Source organism: Mesorhizobium sp. M0659, assembly GCF_040320605.1.
GTDB lineage: Bacteria > Pseudomonadota > Alphaproteobacteria > Rhizobiales > Rhizobiaceae > Mesorhizobium.
Map to the genome: position 1 here is coordinate 23,774 of NZ_JAMYPY010000030.1, position 20,677 is coordinate 44,450.

Genomic DNA, 20,677 nt, shown 5'->3' on the forward strand with positions numbered 1-20,677 from the left:
CGCAGCCGTTGAATTTTCTCCGGTTCGCTGTCGGATTCGCGTCGCTGAAAACGTCCTTTGATAGATCGGACGACGATCGATGCATAGGTGAGGAGACCGAGAATGCCGAGATCCCCAATGCCCTTCTTCTGGTACGAGTTGATGACCAGCGACCTCGATGCGGCGCAAGCGTTCTACACCACCGTGGTCGGCTGGCGGGCCGAGCCCTTCGACAAGGCGCCCGGCATGCCGCGCTATATCGTGGTGAACTCCGCCGGGCGTGGCGTCGGCGGGCTGATGACCCTGCCCGAGGAAGCGGCCAGGGCGGGTCTGAAGCCGGCCTGGTTCGGCTATATCCACACCAGCGATACCGATGCCTCGACCGAGGCACTGAAAGCCGCCGGCGGGGCTGTTCACCGCGAACCCGACGACATTCCCGGCGTCGGCCGCTTCTCCGTCGTCGCCGACCCGCAAGGCGCCGCCTTCATGTTCCTGCAGCCCAATGGTCCCGACCAGCCCGTCCTTCCGGCAACGACGCCGGGCCATGTCGGCTGGCACGAGCTTTATGCGGCCGACCGCCAGAAGGCCTTCGATTTCTACTCAAGCCAGTTCGGCTGGACCGATGCCGGTACCATGGACGTCGGCGAGATGGGCATCTATCAGACCTTCTCGGCCGGCCCTGAATCCGGCGGCGGCATTATGAACAAGCCGCAACAGCTGCCGGTGCCGGTCTGGCTGTTCTACTTCAATGTCGACGCCATCGACGCAGCCGCCAAACGCGTCACCGACAATGGCGGCAAAATTGTCATGGGTCCGATGCCGGTTCAGACCGGCCAATGGATTGCCCAGTTCACCGATCCGCAAGGCGCTTATTTCGCGCTGATCGCGCCCGGCCGCTGATCCCCTCCGGTACTCGCCTGCACGGAACTGCTCTCATCGCGCCGCCGGTGCGATGAGAGGCGTCCGGGCGCGGTCACTCCGGCGCCAGCACCGCGACCTTGAGGTTCTCTTTCCTGGCGCCGCTGAGCTGGATCGTGGCTGCGCCAGGCGTCAGCTTGAAGCGCACGCTCTTGCGGATGCCGGGGCAGGTCTTCACGCCGCTGAAACCCGCTGATTTCACGGCCTGGCCATCCTGAATGACGTCGACCCAGGCCTCATCGGACAGGCTGATCTGGAGCTCTCCTTCCGCTGGCACGGCCACGTTTGCCGTCGCGCCGAACGTGCCGGCTGCCGGCGCGCGTTGCGGTGAGACGGTGAAGCTGACCGCATCGACCGGCTCCAGCGCCATATCCGCGGCTTCGCCGAAAGCAAGAGAGGCACCGGACTGCGCGGCGGGCGCTGCCGGAAACAGTTCCTGCTCGCGTGTCACCGGCCATTTGAAGGCATCGCAGCCGGCATCAGCGGCCATGGCGAAGCTGGTGCTTGCGAGGATTGCGAACAGGCTGATGGCGACTTTTTTCATGGCTAAGGAACCCGTTTGGTTTGGAGTGTCTACATGCAGGTGTACAACTTAAACGAGCTGTATGCAACCATAACGAGAACGAATTTCGGAGTCCAGACTGGAAGTGATTTCCAATCACCGATTGTTGATGGCAGTCCACGCGAAGTGAATGGTCCAGCGCCGGGTGATAATTTATGGCCGGGCCGCAGGGTTGGAAAAATGGAGTTTAGATGAAGCTTTTTGACGGTCTCGCCAGATTTCAGCCGCAGGCACTCGGCGTCCTGCGCATCATCACAGCCCTGCAGTTCATCGAGCATGGTTCGCAGAAACTGTTCAATTTTCCGGTCAGCGCCGAGCCTCACGCTCTTACCGGCCTGACGGCGACGGCAGGCATCCTGGAGTTCGCCGGTGGCATCCTGCTGGCGCTCGGTCTGTTGACCCGCCCGGTCGCGTTCCTTCTGACCGGCGAGATGGCCATCGCCTATTTCATGGCGCACTATCCGCGCGACTTCTTCCCGGTCAACAATGGCGGCGATGCGGCGATCTCCTTCTGCTTCATCTTCCTCTATCTGGTGTTTGCCGGCGCCGGCGCTTTCGCGCTCGACAACCGCCGCAGCACCTGACGCGCCTGATGCATGTCGCCCAAAAGTGCGCAGCGGTTTGGGATAACGACTTGCACAAAAACGACTTGCACAAAACAAAAATCTGAAGCGCCTTGGCGAAGTCGAAGCGCTTCAGGCGCGCATTCGCTCGAAGTTCGCGTCAAAGAGCGGCGCCGCCTGAACGCGCGCCGCGTGGCGCTTGCCCAAAAGTTCGATTTCGAAGCCGTCGCTCTCATCGGCGATCTCCTTCGGCACATAGCCGATGGCGACGGATTTTTTCGAGTGATGCGCATAGCCGCCTGACGTGACCCAGCCGCGCACCGCGCCATCGAACCAGATCGGCTCGTCGCCGATGACATCGGCATCGTCGGCATCGAGGATAAATGTGCGCAGCCTGAGCTTGCCGCCCTGCTTGCGCTCGGCCAGAGCGCCGGTTTTGCCGATGAAGTCGGCATCCTTGCCATAGGCGACGAAACGGTCGAGCCCGGCCTCCAGCGGCCCGTAGATCGGCCGGTATTCGCGCGCCCATGAGCCGTAGTTTTTCTCCAGCCGCAGCGCATTGAGCGCGCGCGAGCCGAACAGGCCGAGGCCGAATTCCTCGCCTGCCGCCATCAATGCCCGGAAGGCAGCGCGCTGATATTCCGGCGCCACCCAGATCTCGTAACCGAGATCGCCGGTGTAGCTGACGCGGCCGACCAGGCATGGCGCCGTGCCGATGTCCATTTTCGCGACCGCCATGAACGGGAACCCGGCATTGGAGACATCCGCGCGGCTGACCTTCGCCAGCACCTCCCTCGCCTTGGGTCCGGCGATCGCCAGACCGGTCAGTGTCTGCCCCAGCGCCTCCATGCGCACTGAGCTATCCGCAGGCAGATGCGCCTCGAACCACCGCATATGATACTGCTCGGCAATGCCGGAGCCGGCGATGAACCATTCGCCGTCGCCGATATTGGCAAGCGTGAAATCGCCGATCAGTTTGCCGTCATCCTTCAGCATCGGCGCCAGCGTCATGCGGCCGGGCTTGGGCAGCTTGCAGGCAAAAATCCGATCGAGCCAGGCGGCCGCCCCCTCGCCCGTCATCTTGTACTTGGCGAAGTTCGAAATCTCCGCCATGCCGACGCTCTCACGAACCGTCGCTACCTCATTGGCGACATGGGAAAAATCGCTGGACCGCCGCCACGAGAACTCGTCCTTGACGCCCGCGGGCGCATACCAGAGCGGCACTTCCAGCCCATAGGACACACCCCATTGCGCGCCTTTGGCCGACAGCAAATCGTAGATCGACGTCGTCTTGAGCTGCCGCCCGGCGGGCAGTTCCTCATTGGGGAAGCGGATCGAGAAGCGGCGCGAATAATTCTCGCGCACCTTGGCGTTGGTGTAGGCCATCGTCGCCCAGTCGCCGTAGCGCGCGACATCCATGGCCCAGATGTCGGCGCCTGGATCGCCCTCGATCATCCAGTTGGACAGCGCCAGGCCGACGCCGCCGCCTTGTGAAAAGCCCGCCATGACGCCGCAGGCGACCCAGAAGCCGGGAAGGCCACGCACCGGCCCGACCAGCGGATTGCCGTCCGGCGCGAAGGTGAAGGGCCCGTTGATGATCTGCTTGATGCCGGTCCTCTCGAAGGCCGGGAAATGCCTGAAGCCAACTTCGAGCGACGGCGCGATACGGTCGATGTCCGGCTCCAGCAATTCATGACCGAAATTCCACGGCGTCTGGAATTCGGACCAGACCTTATTGGCCTTCTCATACGTGCCCATCAGCATGCCGCCGCGCTCCTGGCGCAGGTACAGCTCACCATCGAAATCGACGGCATGGATGATCTCGGTGCCGGTCTTGGCGTTCCACGCAGCGACTTCGGGCATATCCTCGGTGATCAGGTACATGTGCTCCATCGCCAGCACCGGCAGCTCCAGCCCGACCATGCGGCCGACCTCGCGCGCCCATAACCCGCCGGCATTGACGACATGCTCGGCCACCACTTCGCCCTTGTTGGTGATGACGCGCCACATGCCGTCGGGCCGGCGCACAATGTCCTCGACCTTGGTGAAGCGCTCGACCTCGGCGCCCAGTTTCCGCGCGGCCTTGGCATAGGCATGCGTCACGCCGGAGGGATCGAGATGGCCGTCCTCCTTGTTGCGGACGGCGCCGACGAATTGTTTCGGGTCGAGCAGCGGCATCAGCTCGGCCGCTTCATTGGCCGATATTTCTTCGAGGTCGATGCCGAGGTAACGCCCCTTGGCGACGACGCCGCGCAGCCAGTCGAGCCGCGCCTCGGTTGCCGCCAGAAGCACGCCGCCGGTCAGATGTACGCCGGTCGCCTGTCCCGACAGCTCCTCGATCTCCTTGTAGAGCGAGATCGTGTATTTCTGCAGCTTGGCGACGTTGGGGTCGCCATTGATCGTGTGCATGCCGCCGGCCGCATGCCAGGTCGAGCCGGAGGTCAGCTCGTCGCGCTCCAAAAGCACGACATCGGTCCAGCCATGACGCGCCAGATGGAACAGCACCGAACAGCCAACGACACCACCGCCAATGACCACGACCTTTGCATGCGATTTCATGAGTTTTGCTCTGTTATCAACGAGTTGGGAACGTAGGATCAATCGGAAAAGGAAGCGCCAAGCGACCCCCCTCTGGCCTGCCGGCCATCTCCCCCTCAAGGGGGGAGATCAGCAGCGTCTGCATCGCCGCTTTCTTTTCAGCGTTGGTGATTGGCGAAGGAAGACGCAACAGCCAATCTCCCCCCTTGAGGGGGAGATGCCCGGCAGGGCAGAGGGGGGTGCCGCGCGCCGACGCTAAAGTCACGGGTCGCCCTGCCCGATCGCTTCCTTGCGCCTGGCCACATACGCCTCCAGCGCCTCGCGCACGGCGATGTCCATCACCGGCTCGACATAGTCTTCCAGCGCCTTCTTCCACAGCCGGGTCGCGCGCGCCGTCGTGTCGAGGCCGCCGGCCTCCTGCCATGCCTCGTAATTCTGCCAGTTGGACAGTATCGGCTGGTAGAAGGCGGTGGCATAGCGTTCCAGCGTGTGCGGTTCGCCGAAGAAATGGCCGCCGGTCGGCACCGCGCCCAGCGCCTCGACCGCAAGCTCCGCCTCGTCGACGACGATCGGGCGCAGGAACTCCATCATGTGCTGGATCATCTCGACATCGATGATGAGCTTTTCGAACGATGCCGTCAGCCCGCCCTCCTGCCAGCCGGCGGCATGATAGACGAGGTTGCCGTGGCCGAGCACAGCGCCCCACAGCGCCATCAGCGTCTCGTAGGCGCCTTGCGCGTCCGCCGCATTCGATGCCGACCCCGGCGTCGTGCGGTAGGGCAGACAATAGCGCCGCGCCAATTGCCCCGAGGCGATATTGGCCTTGGTGTTCTCCGGCGTGCCGAAGGCCGGCGCGCCCGACTTCATGTCGACGTTGGAGGTGAAGGCGCCGTACATCACTGGCGCGCCGGGGCGCACCAGTTGCGTAAGCACCACGCCGAACAGCGCCTCGGCATTCTGCTGCGCCAGGGCGCCGGCGAGCGTCACCGGGCTCATCGCGCCCATCAGCGTGAACGGCGTCACCGCCACCGACTGGCCGAACTCAGCCATGGTCATCAGCCCTTCGGCCATCATCTCGTCGAAACGCCGCGGCGAGTTGACCGAGATGATGGTGGTAATGCCGGGATCATCGCGCATCTCGTCCAGCGTCAGCCCGCGCGCGATTGCCATCATCTCGATGCCGTCCAGCGCCCGGCCTCGTCCGATCGCCGAGACATGGAACGATTTGTCGGTCAGCGTCAGATTGGTGAAATAGGTATCCATGTGCCTGGTGTTGGCCGGCAGTTCCACCGGCGCGCAGACCTGGTTGCCGAGCAAGTGGATGCAGTTGAAATGCTGCGCCAGCCGGGTCAGATCGGCATAGTCGTGCAAGTTTCCGGCGCGCCGGCCGCGCTCCATGTCGTGCACATTGGGCGGCCCGGCGACGAGGGTGAAATTGATCGTGTTGCCGCCGAGATGAATGGTGTTGGCGGGGTTGCGCGGCGTCAGCCGATAGCTGGACTGCGTGGTCTTCAGCGCCTCGGCGACAAGGCCCCGGTCGATGCGGACATTCGCGGTCGCATGGTCGACTTTTGCGCCCGCCTTCTCGAACAGCGCCAGCGCCCGCTGAGACATCACCTCGATGCCGAAATTTTCCAGAATGTGCATCGACGCCTGGTGGATCGCTTCGACCTGGTCGACTGAGAGCATCGCCATCGGCGGATAGGGATTGGTCACCCGCCGCAGTGGAAGTTGCGGGATGGCGGCGGGCCCCCGGTTGCTGGTTCGCTCCGCGCCGCGCTTTCGTCTTGGTTCATTCATGCCTGGCATCAGAGCGCCGGCATCCGGATATCGCTGTCAGAAATCCGCCCTTCGCGGGCGCGATTTTAGCCAAGGCGGCATTTTTGAATTCTGATGGAGATAAAGGCGACGCGAAAGGTCGGAATAATGATACAGGCCCACCGAGCGCAGCCAGGCCGGCAAGCCGTTAAGAAACGCCGCAAGATTCCCTTTATGATTTCGGCCTATTCGTTTTCCAATGCGTAGTTCGAGTTTGAGTAAAATTGTAGCGGTTGGCGTGCTGCTGGCTTTGCCGGCCTGCGCGACGCCGCCCAACCATATCAACGATGTCTGCGCCGTCTTCGACCAGAACGACGGCTGGTTCGACAACTGGCAGTCGGCCGCCGAGCGCGCCTCGCAGAAATACGGCGTCCCTGTCCCCGTGCTGATGGCGACGGTGCGCAAGGAATCCGGTTTCAAGAGCAATGCCAGGCCGCCGCGTACCAAACTGCTCGGCTTCATTCCGTGGAAACATGTCTCGTCGGCCACCGGTTTCTCGCAGGCGCTCGACGGCACCTGGTCGCAATATCAGAGCGAAACCGGCAGCTGGGCGGCACGGCGGACCAAGTTTGCCGATGCCGTCGATTTCGTCGGCTGGTATCATTCCAAGACATCAGACACGTTCGGCGTCGCCCGCAACGACACCTACAATCTCTATCTCGCCTACTATCTCGGCTGGACCGCCTACGGCCGCGGCAACCGTGGCGATGCCGGCGTGCAGGGCTATGCCAGGGCGACCGAAAAGATGGCCCGCGACTATGCCGAACAGCTGCAGCAATGCGGCAGCTGACGTTGCCAAGCGGTCTTGCAGCCACGCAGTTTGCGATCGAAGCAGAACTCAGCCATTCATTCGCTTGGGATCAGGTGGAGGATCGACCTCCCTCCCTTTACCGCTGCCGTCGACAGCTTTCGGTCAAACGTCGCCAATTGGCCGTCACGCGCCTTGGCGAGTCCCAACAGATAGCTATCCGTTACCTGTGCCGGGGTGAGGATCCTGGCTGCATCGATGTCGTTGGAACCGACAAGGCTGATCTCGTCAGGCCAGAACTGATGTCCTGAAAGGGCATGCAGCTTGCCGACAATCTGCGCCACCACGGCGGGCGAACCCGGAGAATTGGGGTATTTCGGGTTGCTTACAATCCTGATGACGCCATTCTCGGTAATGGGACATGTTGCCCATGATAAATGCCCGGTGGATTGAAACCACCGATGGGCATCTTCATGCGCGACGTGAGCCGGATCGATCAACGCAATCAAGACATTGACGTCGAGCAGGAAGGTCACGGCAATTCGTCGCGAAGCGCATTGACCATTTCGAGATCGACCATCGGGCCGTCGGGCCGCGATGCAAGCAAGGGGATGCCGTTGCGTTCACCGCCGGTCGGTGGCCTGCGCAGTGAGCGGCGAGCCAGATCGGAAATGACATCGCCAACGCTGCGATCCTGCTGTCGCGCCATGGCCTTGGCCGCAAGTAGGACATCGTCATCGATTGCAAGTGTGGTTCTCACAATATGCTCCCTATCGCGCATCAAACATCACGCATCACATAAAGCAATGGACAGCAATATTCAAGCGAATGTAGCCTGTCGTTCCTTGAGCTATGGCGACGCTGCGGCAATGCGCCAACGAGCGGCATTGCCTCTATGGCTGGTCAGCTCGGCTTCTTGCCATGCGGGCGCTTCGGCGGTTCGCCGGCGAAACCGGGGCCGATCCCATCCGGTGCGTCTTCCGGCACGCCCTCATGCGCTGCGTGTTCCCTGTCGAACTTGATCACCGGCTCCATCGTCGCCAGCACATCGTCCGACAGCCAGCACAGGCTCATATGGCCATCGCCGAGATGCTTCACCGGCGGCACCTTGGTCTCGCAGAGATTGTCCGGCACCAGCCTCTTGTAGCCGCAGCGCGTCTGGAACGGGCAGCCGCTCGGCGGGTTCATCGCCGACGGGATATCGCCTTCGAGCACGATGTGCCGTTTGACCACGCTGGTGTCGGCGATCGGGATAGCCGACAGCAGCGCCTCTGTGTAGGGGTGATAGGGTGGCGCGAAGATCTGGTCGGTCGTGCCCTGCTCGACGATGTAGCCGAGATACATGACGACGACCCGGTCGGCGATGTAGCGCACGACGGACAGATCGTGGCTGATGAACAGCATCGTCGTCTTGTTCTTGCGCTGGATGTCCATCAGCAGCTCGGTCACCGCCGCCTGCACCGAGACGTCGAGTGCCGACACCGGCTCGTCGGCCACCACCACCTTGGCATCGCCGGCAAAGGCACGCGCCACGCCGATGCGCTGCTTCTGGCCGCCTGAGAGCTGACGCGGCTTGCGCGTCTCGAAGGCCCGCGGCAGCTTCACCAGGTCGAGCAGCTCCAGCATGCGCTTGCGCCGCTCGGCGACATTGTTGCCGACTTTGAATTTTTCCAGCGTGCGGATGATCTGCGAACCGACGGAGTGGCTGGGATTGAGTGTATCGAACGGGTTCTGGAACACCATCTGGATCGACGACACCGTTTCGACGCTGCGCTTCTCGATGCCGGTCGACTGGATCTCCTTGTTGCCCAGCGTCACTGTGCCGGCACTTGCCGTCTCCAGCCCCAGCAGGACCTTGGCCAGTGTCGACTTTCCGCAGCCGGACTCGCCGACGATGGCGACGGTCTCGGATTCGCGCGCCATGAACGAGATCGTCTCATTGGCCTTGACCACGCGGCCTTCGCTGGAGCCGAACACTTCGCTGCCGCCGACCTTGTAGTATTTTCTCAAATCCTCGATCTTGAGCACCGGGGCGCCGGGCACGACCTTCTCATTGACCTTCTTGGCGCCGGGCGGCAGCGCTTCCCAGTCGATCTCGTTGAAGCGCACGCAGCGCGAGAAATGCCCTTCGTGACCGGCGACCTCGATCATCGGGATTTCGGCGGCATTGCAGACGCCCTCGACGAAATGGTGGCAGCGCGGCCCGAAATTGCAGCCCTTGGGCCGCTCATGCGGCAGCGGCAACTGGCCGGGGATAGAGATCAGCGGCCGCGAATTCTTGTCGGCCCCCGGCAGCGGGATCGAACGGAACAGCCCTTGCGTATAGGGATGGCGCATCCGGTCGAAGACGTCCTTGATCTTGCCGGTCTCGACCGCTTCGCCCGAATACATCACCGTGATGCGGTCGCAGGTCTCGAGGATGAGGCCGAGATTGTGCGACACGAAGATCATCGACGTGCCGAACTTCTCGCCCAGCCCCTTGACCAGTTCGACGATGCCGGCCTCCACCGTCACGTCGAGCGCCGTCGTCGGCTCGTCGAGCAGAAGCAGCGCCGGTTTCGACAGCAGCGCCATGGCAATGACGATGCGCTGCTGCTGGCCACCGGACAGCTGGTGCGGATAGGAACGCATCATCCGTTCGGGATCGGGCAATCTCACCGAGCGCACCATTTCGAGCGCCCTTTTGTAAGCCTCTTCCTTCGACACCTTGTCGTGGATCAGCGGCACTTCCATCAATTGCTGGCCGACCTTCATCGCCGGATTGAGGCTCGCCATCGGCTCCTGGTAGATCATGGCGATCTTGTTGCCGCGGATGGAGCGCAACTCCTCGTCGGACAGCTCGCCCATGTCCTTGCCCTGGAACTTGATCTTGCCGCCGACGATCTTTCCGATGTTGGAGAGGTCGCGCATGATGCCGAGCGACACGGTCGACTTGCCGCAGCCGGACTCGCCGACGATGCCCATGGCTTCGCCCGGCATCACCGTGCAGGAAAAGTCCATGACGGCAGGGATCTCGCCCTTGCGGGTGAAGAAGGAGATCGACAGGTTCTCGATCTCGATGATCGGCGCAGCGCTTGGCCCAAGGGTCGGGTTGCCGGGATTTCGAACTGCCTCATTCATGGGTCGCTCCAATCCTATTTTCATGCTCGCGGGGCCGAAACCCGCAGATCAGTCTTTCATCGATTGTTCGCGCAGCGAGTCGGCAAGCAGGTTCAAGCCCAGCACGAACGACATCAGCGCGATTGTCGGCGGCAGCGCCGGGTGGATGAACGAGCGCAGCAGGCGGCTGGCGTCCTTGATCGCGGTGCCCCAATCCGGGCTCTCCGGCGCCAGGCCCAGCCCGAAATAACCGAGCGTGCCGAGCAGGATCGTGGTGTAGCCGATGCGCAGGCAGGCATCGACGATCAGCGGTCCGCGCGCATTGGGCAGGATCTCCCACAGCATGATGTACCAGGGCGATTCACCGCGCGTCTGCGCCGCCGCCACATAGTCGCGCGTCTTGATGTCCATCACCAGGCCGCGCACGATGCGGAATACGCCGGGGCTGGAGGCGAACACCACCGCCACGAAGATATTGAGCTGGTTGGGGTCGATGTGGATGATCTTGAACGGATCGGCATCGAACACCAGGCCGGCATAGACCCAGCCGCCGATGATCAGCGTCAGCCCGAGCAATATATAGAGGCGGTCCGGCCGGTTCTTGTAGCGCGTCCAGAACAGTACGGAAAAGAAGATGATCGGGAACAGGAAGAACAACCCGGCCATGGCGTAGGGGATCGGCGTATCCATGATGCCCGGCGTCACCAGCAGGTAGAACAGCAGGATCACCGGGAAGGCCAGCACCAGATTGGCCAGGAACGACAGCACGGTGTCGATCCGGCCGCCATAGTAACCGGCGGGCAGACCGAGCGTGATGCCGACCATCAGCGCGAAACCGGTCGCCGCCGGTGCGATGATCAGCACGATCTGGCTGCCATAGACCATGCGCGAAAAGACATCGCGGGCGAGCTTGTCGCCGCCGAAATAGTAGATGAGTTTCGATACCGGCTCGAGCGCGCCCGGCAGCGCATCCTTCATGATCGGGACCTGGGCGAGCGGATCGAAGGGCGCGACGGTCGACGCGAAGATTGCCGTGAACAGCCAGAACAGGCAGATGCCGACACCGACTATGCCGACGCCGCTATCGAACAACTGGCCGTAGAGGCCGAGCCTTTTCTTGTAGGTGAAGCTCACCCCCATCACCAGGGCAAGCCCTAACCAGACCGGCCAGAAACGCCCAATCACGCCGAGCACGACATTGAAGGCACCGATATATTCGACCTGCATCTGCCCCAGCCCCCTATTGAACTCTGATACGCGGATTGAGGAACGCGTAGCCGACATCCGAGATGAGCTGCGTGATCAGCACGATGAACACCGAGACCAGTGAACAGCCAAGCAGCAGATCGATGTCGTTGTTGCCGGCGGCCTCGACCAGCGTGTAGCCAAAGCCCTGGTAGCGGAACATCACCTCGACGATGACGACGCCGGTAAGCAGCCAGGGAAATTGCAGCATGATGACGGTGAAGGGCGCAATCAGCGCATTGCGCAGCGCGTGCTTGACGACGACGCTGCCGAAGGAAAGCCCTTTCAGCCGGGCGGTGCGGATATATTGCTGCGTCATCACCTCGACCATCGAGGCGCGTGTCATGCGGGCGATGTAGCCGATGCCGTAGATCGCCAGCGTCATCACCGGCAGGGTGAAATTGTAGAAGGTGATGCCCTGGCTTGCCGAGGCGGCCGAACCGTTCAGCCAGCCGAGCCAGGAGGCGAAGATGACGGTGAAGATGACGCCGGACACATATTCGGGCGTCGCCGTCGACGCGATCGATGCGACGGACAGCGTTCGGTCCGTTCGCGAGCCCTCGCGCATGCCGGCCAGGATGCCGATCAGCAGCGAAATCGGCACCATCACCAACAGCACGCAGAGCATCAGGATACCGGTGGCGGCGAGTGCGGGGAAGAGCTTTGACGCAACGGAGGTTTTGAACTTGGTCGAGCAGCCGAAATCACCTTCCAGGATGCCGGAGAATTTCGGCTCCAGCGGATCGTTGCAGAAGGAGAAACGCTGCGTCGGCTTGCCGGTCGCCGGATCGGTCACCGGTTGCTTCGGGACGACGCCCAGCCATTGGCCGTAGCGCACGAAGAAGTTCTGCCGGTAGCCATGGTTGACCAGCCAACTTTCGAGCTGTTCGGCCGATGTGTGCATTTCGGTCTGGCTGATCGCCAGCTTCTTCAAATTCGGCTCGAGGTTGATCAGGAAGAAGACGATCATCGTCAGGCACAGCATCGTCAATGCCATGGTGCCGAGACGCCGGATTACGAAAGAAAGCATGGCGGTCCCCTGCCGGTCTGGTTGGGGTTGGAGCCAGTTCGAAAAACCAGCTTTGCCGTTGCCGGCAGAGTTGGCCGTCAAATAGGCACTCGGATGCAATCAACCCAGTTTTATTGAACGGTCTTTCAGGAGAGTCCGCAACTTTTTGCTGCGGCGGCTTCCGGTTCTGGACCATGCAAGGCGTGACGGGAAGGAGCGAAGCGCCCCTTCCCTGACGTTCCGATCACGCCTGGTCGAGCCAGACCTTGCCGTAGTCGCGCTCGAAGGTCGGATGCATCTTGTAATTCTGCACCGCCTTGACCGAGTGGCTGTAGAGCTTGCGCCAGTATGGCTGGATCATGATGCCGGAATCCTGCAGGATCTGCTCGATGTCCTTCATCATCTCCTTGCGCTTGGCCGCATCGGCAACGGCCAATGCTGCATTGAGCTTGGCATCCCATTCGGGGTTGGAATAGGCCGACTCGTTCCACGCCTCGCCAGTGCGATAGCCGATCGCCAGAACCTGAACGCCGAGCGGGCGCATGTTCCAGTTGGTCATCGACAGCGGGTACTTGGTCCAGTCGTTCCAGAACGTCGAGCCCGGCAGCACCGTGCGCTTTACCTTGAGGCCGGCGTCGCGCATCTGCGCGGCGATGGCGTCGCCGGTATTCTTGTGCCAGTCTTCGTCGACCGTGATCAGCTCATGCTCGAAGTCGGCCTGGCCGGCTTCCGCCATCAGCGCCTTGGCCTTGGCCGGATCGCGAGCGACTTTGGGCAGCTCGTAATATTCCGGGTGGATTTGGCAGACATGGTGGTTTTCAGCCACCGTGCCGGCATTTCCGTAGCCAAGCTGCAGGACGACATTGTTGTCGACCGCGAGTTGCAGCGCGTTGCGTACCTTCTGGTCGCCGTAAGGCTTGTTGTTGATGTTGGTGCGGCACACGATGGTCGACGCGGTGACGATTTCGGACTTGACCAGGTCCAGTCCGTCGAGGATTGACACATAGTCGGCCGAGGTCTCGAAATTGGTATGGACTTCGCCGGCCTCGAAGGCACTGACCATGGCTGCCGGATCGGTGCCGTAGTCGACGAATTCGATGCCGTCGAGGAACACCTCGCCGTCCCACCACTTGTTGTCCTCGCGGCGCTTGTAGACCACCTTCTGGCCGACATCGTAGGAGACGAGCTCGAACGGGCCGGTACCGATCGGGCAGGCTTTGAAGTCGCCGCCCTTCTCGTCGAAGCTCTTGTGCACGATGAGGCCGGGATAGTCGCACATGTTCGGAATGAGCGCGATGTCAGCCTTGCCGAGCTTCAGCTTGACGGTGTGGTCGTCAACCTTGGTCACGGCGCTTTCGTCGAGCTTGTCGTCCTTGACCAGCGTGCCGAGACGGCCAGGCATGGAATTGCCCTCGGCCTTCTTGTCGGCCCAGCGCTTGAGGTTGAAGATGACGTCATCGGCGGTGAAGGCATCGCCATTCGACCAGGTCACACCCTTGCGCACATGCAACGTGTACTCGGTGGCGTCGTCGTTGACCTCCCAGCTCTCCAGAAGGTACGGGCGGAACGTGTATTCGCTGGTGTACTTGACCAGCGGCTCAAGCGCCTGACGCTCGGCATTGGCGATTTCCGACCAGTCGGCCTTGCGCGGATCCTTGGGATCCTTGACCCATTGCGCGACTTTAAGGATGCCGCCCTTCTTGCCCTGCACCTCTTCGGCCCTGGCTTGGGTCGGCACGGCTACGCCGAGCATGCCGTAGGCCATCGCAGTCGACGCGCCGAACACGCTCGCCATGGCGAGGAACTCGCGGCGATCGACTTTGCCTGCCTTGGCTTCTTCGGCCATGGCCAGGATGTGATCGGGAACGCGATCGCCATTACTCTTGTAATTTGTCATACCTTAACTCCCATTGTTGGCTTTCCGCCTTTTAACATTCCGCATCCCTGCCGTGATGTCAAAGACGGCATGGCTACGGAACCTGTTAGGGAATGTGCAACTTTGAAAAGGGAGCGGTTCGCGTGATAACGACAGACTTGGCGCAAAAGTGCTAGCGCGCCCAGATTCCGCCGGAATCTGCTTAGGCGAGTAATTGATACATTTGGGCGGGTTGAGACAGCGCCAGTTCCGGTGGCGGTAAGGGCCAGGAACTCAATATTCCTTTTCGTAGAATATGCCGCCCTTGGCCTCGCCGCCATCGTTGGCCTCGCCGCGCAGCTTGACGCCGCGTCCGACATTGAGGTCGATCGTCGCCTTGCCCGATCCTGGCCTGTCGCCTTTCTGGATCGTCACATAGGTGCGGTCATTGAGGTACTTGCCCGCCGACACGGCGGTGCCGCCCTGGTCATCGGTGGTCACATCCAGGTCATCGACGCCGATTGCACTGCGCAGGTTTTCGAGCAGCGAGGTCGAGCCGCCGACGCCGGCCAGTTGGCCGGCGGCCTCGGCCAGTTGCGCGATCTGCAGCGGCGACAGGTTCGACATAGAGCGGCCGAAAATCAGCTGCGCCAGCACCTCGTCCTCGGGCAGCGCCGGCACCGATGAGAAGTCGAATTTCGGATTGGTCGCTTCGCCCGAGACGACGATGGTGACGGTGGCGCTGGTCGTGGTCGATGTCGCGGTCAAGTTGAGGTAGGGTACCAGCGACCCCGAAAAGCCGACCGTGCCTTCGGTAAAGGTCAGCCGCTTGCCGAGGATCGACAGCCGCCCACGCTGCAAGGTGAAGGTGCCGACCGCCTGCGGCGAAGCCGCCGGGCCGGTCAGCCTCAGCGAACCGCCGAACTCGGCATCGACACCCCTGCCCTGGATGAAGATCTGGTTCGGCGCATTGACCGTGACGTCGAGGACAAGCCCACTGCCGCCACCACCGCTGGCCGCCGCCGGTCGCAAGGCCTTGTCCTGCGCCCGCACGCTGGCGGGGGCGTTCTTGTGCTTGACACCGAGCGCTGCCAGCGAGCCCGGCAGCTTATCGGGAACGGTGATGACGGTCTTGGCCAGGTTGACGGTGCCCGAAATCACCGGCGCCGAGGTGAGCGGCCCCTTGATGGTCAGGTCGCCGCCGAGATTGGCTGTCACCACCCTGCCGTCGGTATAGCGGCCGTCAACCAGCTTGATAGACAAATCGGCTGGGAAACCTTGCGCCGGATTGATGCCGAGTGTGCCGGAGGCCGACAGGCTGCCGCGTGTCGACAGCGTGCCGGTTAGCCGGTTGACCCGGGCAACGCCGTTGCCGATCGAAATGTCGGCGGCAATGTCATTGACGGCAAGGCCGGAGCGCGCGTCGACCAGGCGGGCGCCCGACGTGCTGACCGTGCCGCCGATCACCGGCGACGCCGCCGGGCCGCGCACCTGGATATTGACGTTGGCGGTGCCGCTGAGCGACAGCCCTTGCGCCGCAAGCTTGGCGGCCAGGAAGGAAAATGGCACCTTGCCGTTGAAGTCGAGCACCAGCGCTGGTGTGCCGGCCGTCGTCACCGTACCGCCGCCCTTGAGGCCAAGCCCGGCGCCGTCGCTGATGTCGGCGTTGAAGGTGAGCTTCTTGCCGGCGAATGTTCCCGACGAAGAGATATTCATGCCGCCAAGACCGGCGCTGCGCGTCTGCGAGGTCTGCACCCCACCAGCATCGATATCGAAAGCGACAGTCGGATTGCCCGGCGCGCCGGTTACCTTGACTGTTCCCGAAATCGAACCGGCGGCCTGGAGGCCCGGCGAAAAACTGTTGGCCAGCGAAGCCGGCACCTTCGACAGCGCGGCACTGATGTCGAGTGCCTGCCCGACCTTGCCGGTCACCGTCGCCGTGCCGCCACCGAGATTGAGCACCAGCTTGTCCAGCGTCGTGGTGCCGTTGGCGATGCTGACGGTCGAGGCCTGGGCGATGGCCGCCTTGATGCCCTGCACCGTGGCCTGGCCGGAAGCGAGTTCGATGGTGGTGGTGCCGCCAGCCACCTTTACCCTGCCCGCAGCCCTCGCCGGAATGCCCTTGACGGTGGCGCCGCCGGAAAACCCGGTCCAGTCGCCGTCGCGCTTCAAATCGACATCGATGCCGCTGATGGCGGTGCCGCCGGAAATGACGCTGTCGGCGCGAATCTTGCCCGAGATGACCGGCGCGGCGAGATAGTTGGCGACCAGCGCATCGATCGACACCGTCTTCGCCTGCAGGTCGCCGCGCGTGATCGAAGCGGTCGCAGCCTTGACAGCGACGTTCGGGCCATCCGCGGTCTTGGAGAATGCAATAGTGCCGCGCACATCGCCTTCGGCCTTTTCCAGCGCCAGCGCCGCCAGCGGTCCGATATCGGGCAGGTCGAGCGCGATGGTGCCGACCGGCACGAAAGCCTCGTCGAGCGCAAGGTCGCCGGAAATCCTGTTCTTGCCGAGTGACAGCAGCAGGCCGTTGATGGCGCTCTTGCCGTCGGCAGTCGCCAGCACCGCGCTGCCTTGCAGTGCCTGCCCCGCGACATTGCCGGTCAGTTGCACATTGGCTGCCGGGTTCGCGGCATCGGCCTTGCCGGTCGCAATCAGCTTAAGTCCGGTGATTTCGCGTTCCGCCACCAGCAGGCGGTCGCTGTTGACCGTCAGCGACAGGTCCGGCGCCAGGCTGGGCCCCTGCGCGTTGAGTGCAAAGCTGATCGCGCCTTTGGCATCTTTCGACAACAGCGAGATGTCGGCCAGTGCACCCTTGATATCTGCGCTAAGCTTGTTGTCGGCGAGGCTGGCCTGACCGTCCGCGGTCAGTGCGCCCGACGCCAGCGTGACCGGATTGGCGCTGACATTGCCATTGGCATCCCGCTTCAGCGTGGCGCTGAGCTGCGTGCGCTCTGCCAGCACGCTGCGCGCCGCAGCCGGCAATGCCGCCGACAGCACGTCGGCGTCGAGGTTGAGGTCGATTGCTCCATCGGCAATGCCGACACGGCCATTGAAGGCACTGCCCAGCGCATCGCCCTGCACCGAGCCGCTGTCGATGGTAATCGCATCGGCCGCCAGGCTGCCCGCGACCTTGGCGGTGATTTTGCCGACGATCAGCGGCGCGATGGTCGGATTGTCTAGACCGATCTTGTCCGCCGTCACCGTGCCCGAGATCGGACCGGTTCGGCTTTTCATATCAAATGCATCGGAATGCAGCGCAAGCGCAATGCCCTCGACCTTGGCGTCATCCGTCGCCACCGAAGGCAGTACCGCCGAGATGTCGAGCTTGGCTTGCGCAGCCTGCCCGGCCGCCTTCACCGACAGCGCCTGCAATTCGAGCTTGATCGGGCTTTCCGCGCTGCCCAGCGTCAACGGCAGGCTCGGACCGGAAGCGGTCAGGTCGAGCGCGAAATCGCTGGCGCCGTTCGGGTTGACGGTGCCGGCGGCCTTGCCGGAGATTTTTTGGCCCGACAGCGTCGCCTGATCCAGCACGACGCCGCCGGCCGTCGAATAGCTGCCGGCCGCATCGACATCGAGCGGTCCGAGCCCGGCCTGACGGGTCTGGCTGGTCTCGGCGCCGGCCAGTTTTGCATTAAAGCGAATGTCGGGATTTGCTGACGGCCCGGTGATTTGCGCCGTGCCGTCGAGCGTGCCCGCGGCATCGAGGCCGGGCGAAAAGCCATTGGCAAGCGCAGCCGGCAGCGCCGAGAAGGTCGCCGCCAGATCGAGCGTCTGGCCCGCCGTGCCCGACAGCGTCACCGAGCCGCCGCCGAGATCGACTACCAGCCTTTGAATGTTGGTTATGCCATCGGCAATGGTCAGGCTCGACGGCTCGGCGATCGCCACCTTGATGCCGCGCACCGTCGCCTCGCCGGACGCGATCTCGACGCTGGTCGCGCCCCCGGCAATCTTCGCCCGCCCGGCAGCTGTCGCCGGAATGCCTGATATGGTTGCGCCGCCGGTGAAATTCGTCCAGTCGCCGTCACGCTTGAGGTCGACGCCGATGCCACTGACGACGGTCGTTCCCGAGGTCACGCTCTCGGCCTTGATCGTGCCGGAGATCGCAGGGCTGTTGAGATAGTTGGCGATCAGTGCGCTGACGGTGACTGCCTTGGCTGCCACATCACCGCGCGCGATCGACACGCTGGCTGCATTGATGGTGACAGTGGGAGCCTCGCCGTCTTTGGCGAACACCACGGTGCCGCCGATATCGCCGGCCGCCGTCTGCCCGGCCAGCGACGCCAGCGGCGCGATATCGGGGGCGGAGATCGTCAGCGTCCCCAGCGGCAGGAATTTTTCATCGAGCGTGAGGTCGCCCGACACCTTGTTGTCGCCCAGCGCTACGCTGAGCCCCTTGATGGAGCGCTTGCCATCGCTCGTCACCAGCGCCGCCTTGATGGCGAGCGGCTGTTCGTCGACCGCGCCGGTCAGCGAGATATCTGCGGCCGGGCTCACAATGTCGGCCTTGCCCGATGCGGTCAGCTTGATGTCCTTGACCGTGCGGCCGGAGGCCGTCAGGCTGGCACTGTCGGCCGAAACCGAGAAATCCGGTGCGTTGCGCGCGCCGCTTGCCGTCAGCGCGAAATCGACCCCGCCGGCGATCGGCACGCCGACCAGCGAAGACAGCACCGAGACGTCGCCGAGCTTGCCCTTGATGTCGGCCTGGATATCGCTGCCTTGCGCGCTGGCGGTGCCGCTGGCGCTCAGCGAACCGGAAGTGAGTTCGATCGAGTTGGCGGCGAAAGAGCCCTGCGGATCGCGCGTCGCGGTCGCCGAGAATTTGACCCGTTCGCCAAGCAGTGAACTGATCTGCGGCGGCAGCGCCGTCGACACCGCATCGGCATTCATCTTGAGCGTCATGGCGAGGTCGGCCAGCGCCACCTTGGCCGTCAGCCCGGCATTGAGCGCATCGCTGCGCAGCGTACCCTCATCGAGCGAGATCTCATCCTTGCTGATCGAGCCGGAAAGAGAGGCCGTCAGCTTGCCGGTGACCAGCGGGGCCAGCGTCGCGACGTCGGTCTTCAGCCCGGCCGCCGCCAGCGACACGCTGACCGGGCCGCTGCGGTTCTCGATGTCGAAACCGTCGGAATGGATCCGCGCATCGAGATTGTTCACCTGAGAACCGCCCGCAACCACCGAGACGAGCGAAGCGCTGGCGTCAATCATCGGCGCCTTGCCGTCACCGAAGGCGCGCGCGGTCACATTGTTGATGGCCACCATGATCGGCTGCGCCTGGGTACCGGCATTGACCGTGACCGGCTTGGCTTTGACCACGAGTTCGACCGAAAGGTCGCTGGCGCCGTTGGGGTCGACCATGCCGGCAGCGGTACCATGAACTGCGTCGCTCTCGATCGCAGCGCGCTCGATGTCGACGCCGCCGGCCGCGGTCGCGGTGCCGGCTAGGTCGAAGCTGGTCTTGCCGGCAAACAGCGACTTGAACCGTTCCGGCAGGAAGCCTTCGAACGAACCGTCGCCCTTGGCCTCGATCCGGTTGCCCTTGTCGGTGAGCTGGTGCCGGCCGGTGAGCTGGGTAACGATCTGACCGTCGACCATGAAGGTGCCGATGCCGCTCCAGTTGGCCAGCGGCCCGGTGCCCGAGACGACGATGTTGACCGGCGGCGCGCCGGGTAGCTTGAGCAGGTTGGCGATGATGCCGCCGGCCGGCTCGGAAGCCTTGAGATCGAGGTCGAGCTTGTTTTCATCCGGCGCGAAGTGGATGTTGGCGTCGACATTGCCTTGCTTGCCGTCATGGCGGGTAACGTTGAGCACCGTCTGGATCGCCAGTGGCGACGCATCGACCTTGGCCGATCCCTTGGCCGCAAGTTCGGCAATGCCGCTGCCGGCAAGTTGCTGGCCGAGCGCGATCTCCGGCAAATCGATCGCTCTGATATCAAGCGAAACCGGCAGGCCGCCCGACCCGCTCTTGCTCGGCTCGGTGCTCGCCACAGGCAGCCGTGCCAATTCTATCCGTTCGGCCGCTATGCGGTCGGCGCTGAAATTCTTCGACAGCAGCGCCAGCGGCGACCAGTCGATGGCCACCTTGCGGGCCACCAGCCAGGCGCCCTCGCGGTCTTCCAGCACGACATGGTCGACCGTCAGCGCGCCGGACCAGATACCGTTAATGCCGCTGACCGTGACTTTGCTGTCCCTTGACGAGGCCATGTCAGAGATGATGCCGGCGAGATTTTCGCGGCCGCGCTCGGTCTTGGTCAGCACGACCAGCGCGCCGATGCCCGCCGCCGCCACGATCAGCAGCGTGTAGAAAAACAGGCGAAGGATGCGTTTCAAAATCTTCATC

General features: G+C 63.2%; 13 protein-coding genes. 3 read left to right on the top strand and 10 right to left on the bottom strand.

The features are described from left to right. Positions 1-102 precede the first annotated feature (102 nt). Positions 103-879 carry a VOC family protein gene (locus tag NKI31_RS28905; RefSeq protein WP_352653201.1) on the top strand — a complete coding sequence of 259 codons (777 nt, stop codon included), beginning with the start codon at positions 103-105 and terminating at the stop codon, positions 877-879. A gap of 73 nt (positions 880-952) precedes the next feature. On the opposite strand, the gene NKI31_RS28910 is transcribed toward NKI31_RS28905, so the two are convergent. After that, positions 953-1,441, bottom strand: coding sequence for a hypothetical protein (locus NKI31_RS28910; RefSeq protein WP_023817914.1), 489 nt, complete (start codon positions 1,439-1,441; stop codon positions 953-955). 209 nt (positions 1,442-1,650) lie between these two features. On the opposite strand from NKI31_RS28910, the gene NKI31_RS28915 reads away from it, so the two are divergent. Further along, a complete protein-coding gene (locus NKI31_RS28915) occupies positions 1,651-2,043 on the top strand; it encodes a DoxX family protein (protein WP_352653202.1) in 393 nt (130 codons plus the stop codon). A 111-nt stretch (positions 2,044-2,154) separates the two neighbouring features. Here NKI31_RS28915 and NKI31_RS28920 read toward each other — a convergent pair whose 3' ends face one another. Both NKI31_RS28920 and NKI31_RS28925 read right to left on the bottom strand, forming a co-directional pair. Next, positions 2,155-4,581: a GcvT family protein gene (locus NKI31_RS28920; protein WP_352653203.1), complete on the bottom strand. Its 2,427-nt coding sequence runs from the start codon at positions 4,579-4,581 to the stop codon at positions 2,155-2,157. Positions 4,582-4,821: 240 nt separating this feature from the next. Then, a complete protein-coding gene (locus NKI31_RS28925; RefSeq protein ID WP_352653204.1) occupies positions 4,822-6,360 on the bottom strand; it encodes a trimethylamine methyltransferase family protein in 1,539 nt (512 codons plus the stop codon). A gap of 217 nt (positions 6,361-6,577) precedes the next feature. On the opposite strand from NKI31_RS28925, the gene NKI31_RS28930 reads away from it, so the two are divergent. Continuing rightward, positions 6,578-7,168: a transglycosylase SLT domain-containing protein gene (locus tag NKI31_RS28930; RefSeq protein WP_352446054.1), complete on the top strand. Its 591-nt coding sequence runs from the start codon at positions 6,578-6,580 to the stop codon at positions 7,166-7,168. Positions 7,169-7,224: 56 nt separating this feature from the next. Here NKI31_RS28930 and NKI31_RS28935 read toward each other — a convergent pair whose 3' ends face one another. The 7 genes from NKI31_RS28935 to NKI31_RS28965 form a co-directional block, all read right to left on the bottom strand. Then, a complete protein-coding gene (locus NKI31_RS28935) occupies positions 7,225-7,662 on the bottom strand; it encodes a TA system VapC family ribonuclease toxin (RefSeq protein WP_023682204.1) in 438 nt (145 codons plus the stop codon). Then, positions 7,659-7,886, bottom strand: a complete 228-nt coding sequence (locus tag NKI31_RS28940) for a hypothetical protein (protein ID WP_023668191.1) — start codon at positions 7,884-7,886, stop codon at positions 7,659-7,661. Before NKI31_RS28940 ends, NKI31_RS28935 begins: the two co-directional genes overlap by 4 nt. 143 nt (positions 7,887-8,029) lie before the next feature. Beyond that, complete coding sequence (locus NKI31_RS28945; RefSeq protein WP_023668190.1) at positions 8,030-10,246, bottom strand: dipeptide ABC transporter ATP-binding protein; 2,217 nt, start codon at positions 10,244-10,246, stop codon at positions 8,030-8,032. Between the two features lie 48 nt (positions 10,247-10,294). After that, complete coding sequence (locus tag NKI31_RS28950; RefSeq protein WP_023690814.1) at positions 10,295-11,452, bottom strand: ABC transporter permease; 1,158 nt, start codon at positions 11,450-11,452, stop codon at positions 10,295-10,297. 13 nt (positions 11,453-11,465) lie between these two features. Continuing rightward, the gene (locus tag NKI31_RS28955; RefSeq protein WP_023668188.1) at positions 11,466-12,500 is read right to left on the bottom strand and encodes an ABC transporter permease; all 1,035 of its coding nucleotides are present in this window, start codon (positions 12,498-12,500) and stop codon (positions 11,466-11,468) included. 223 nt (positions 12,501-12,723) lie between these two features. After that, on the bottom strand, positions 12,724-14,376 hold the full coding sequence (locus NKI31_RS28960; RefSeq protein WP_023668187.1) for an ABC transporter substrate-binding protein: 1,653 nt from the start codon (positions 14,374-14,376) through the stop codon (positions 12,724-12,726). Positions 14,377-14,628: 252 nt separating this feature from the next. Then, entirely contained in the window at positions 14,629-20,676 is a 6,048-nt protein-coding gene (locus NKI31_RS28965) for a translocation/assembly module TamB domain-containing protein (protein ID WP_352653205.1), read from the bottom strand. Between the last annotated feature and the right edge of the window lies 1 nt (position 20,677).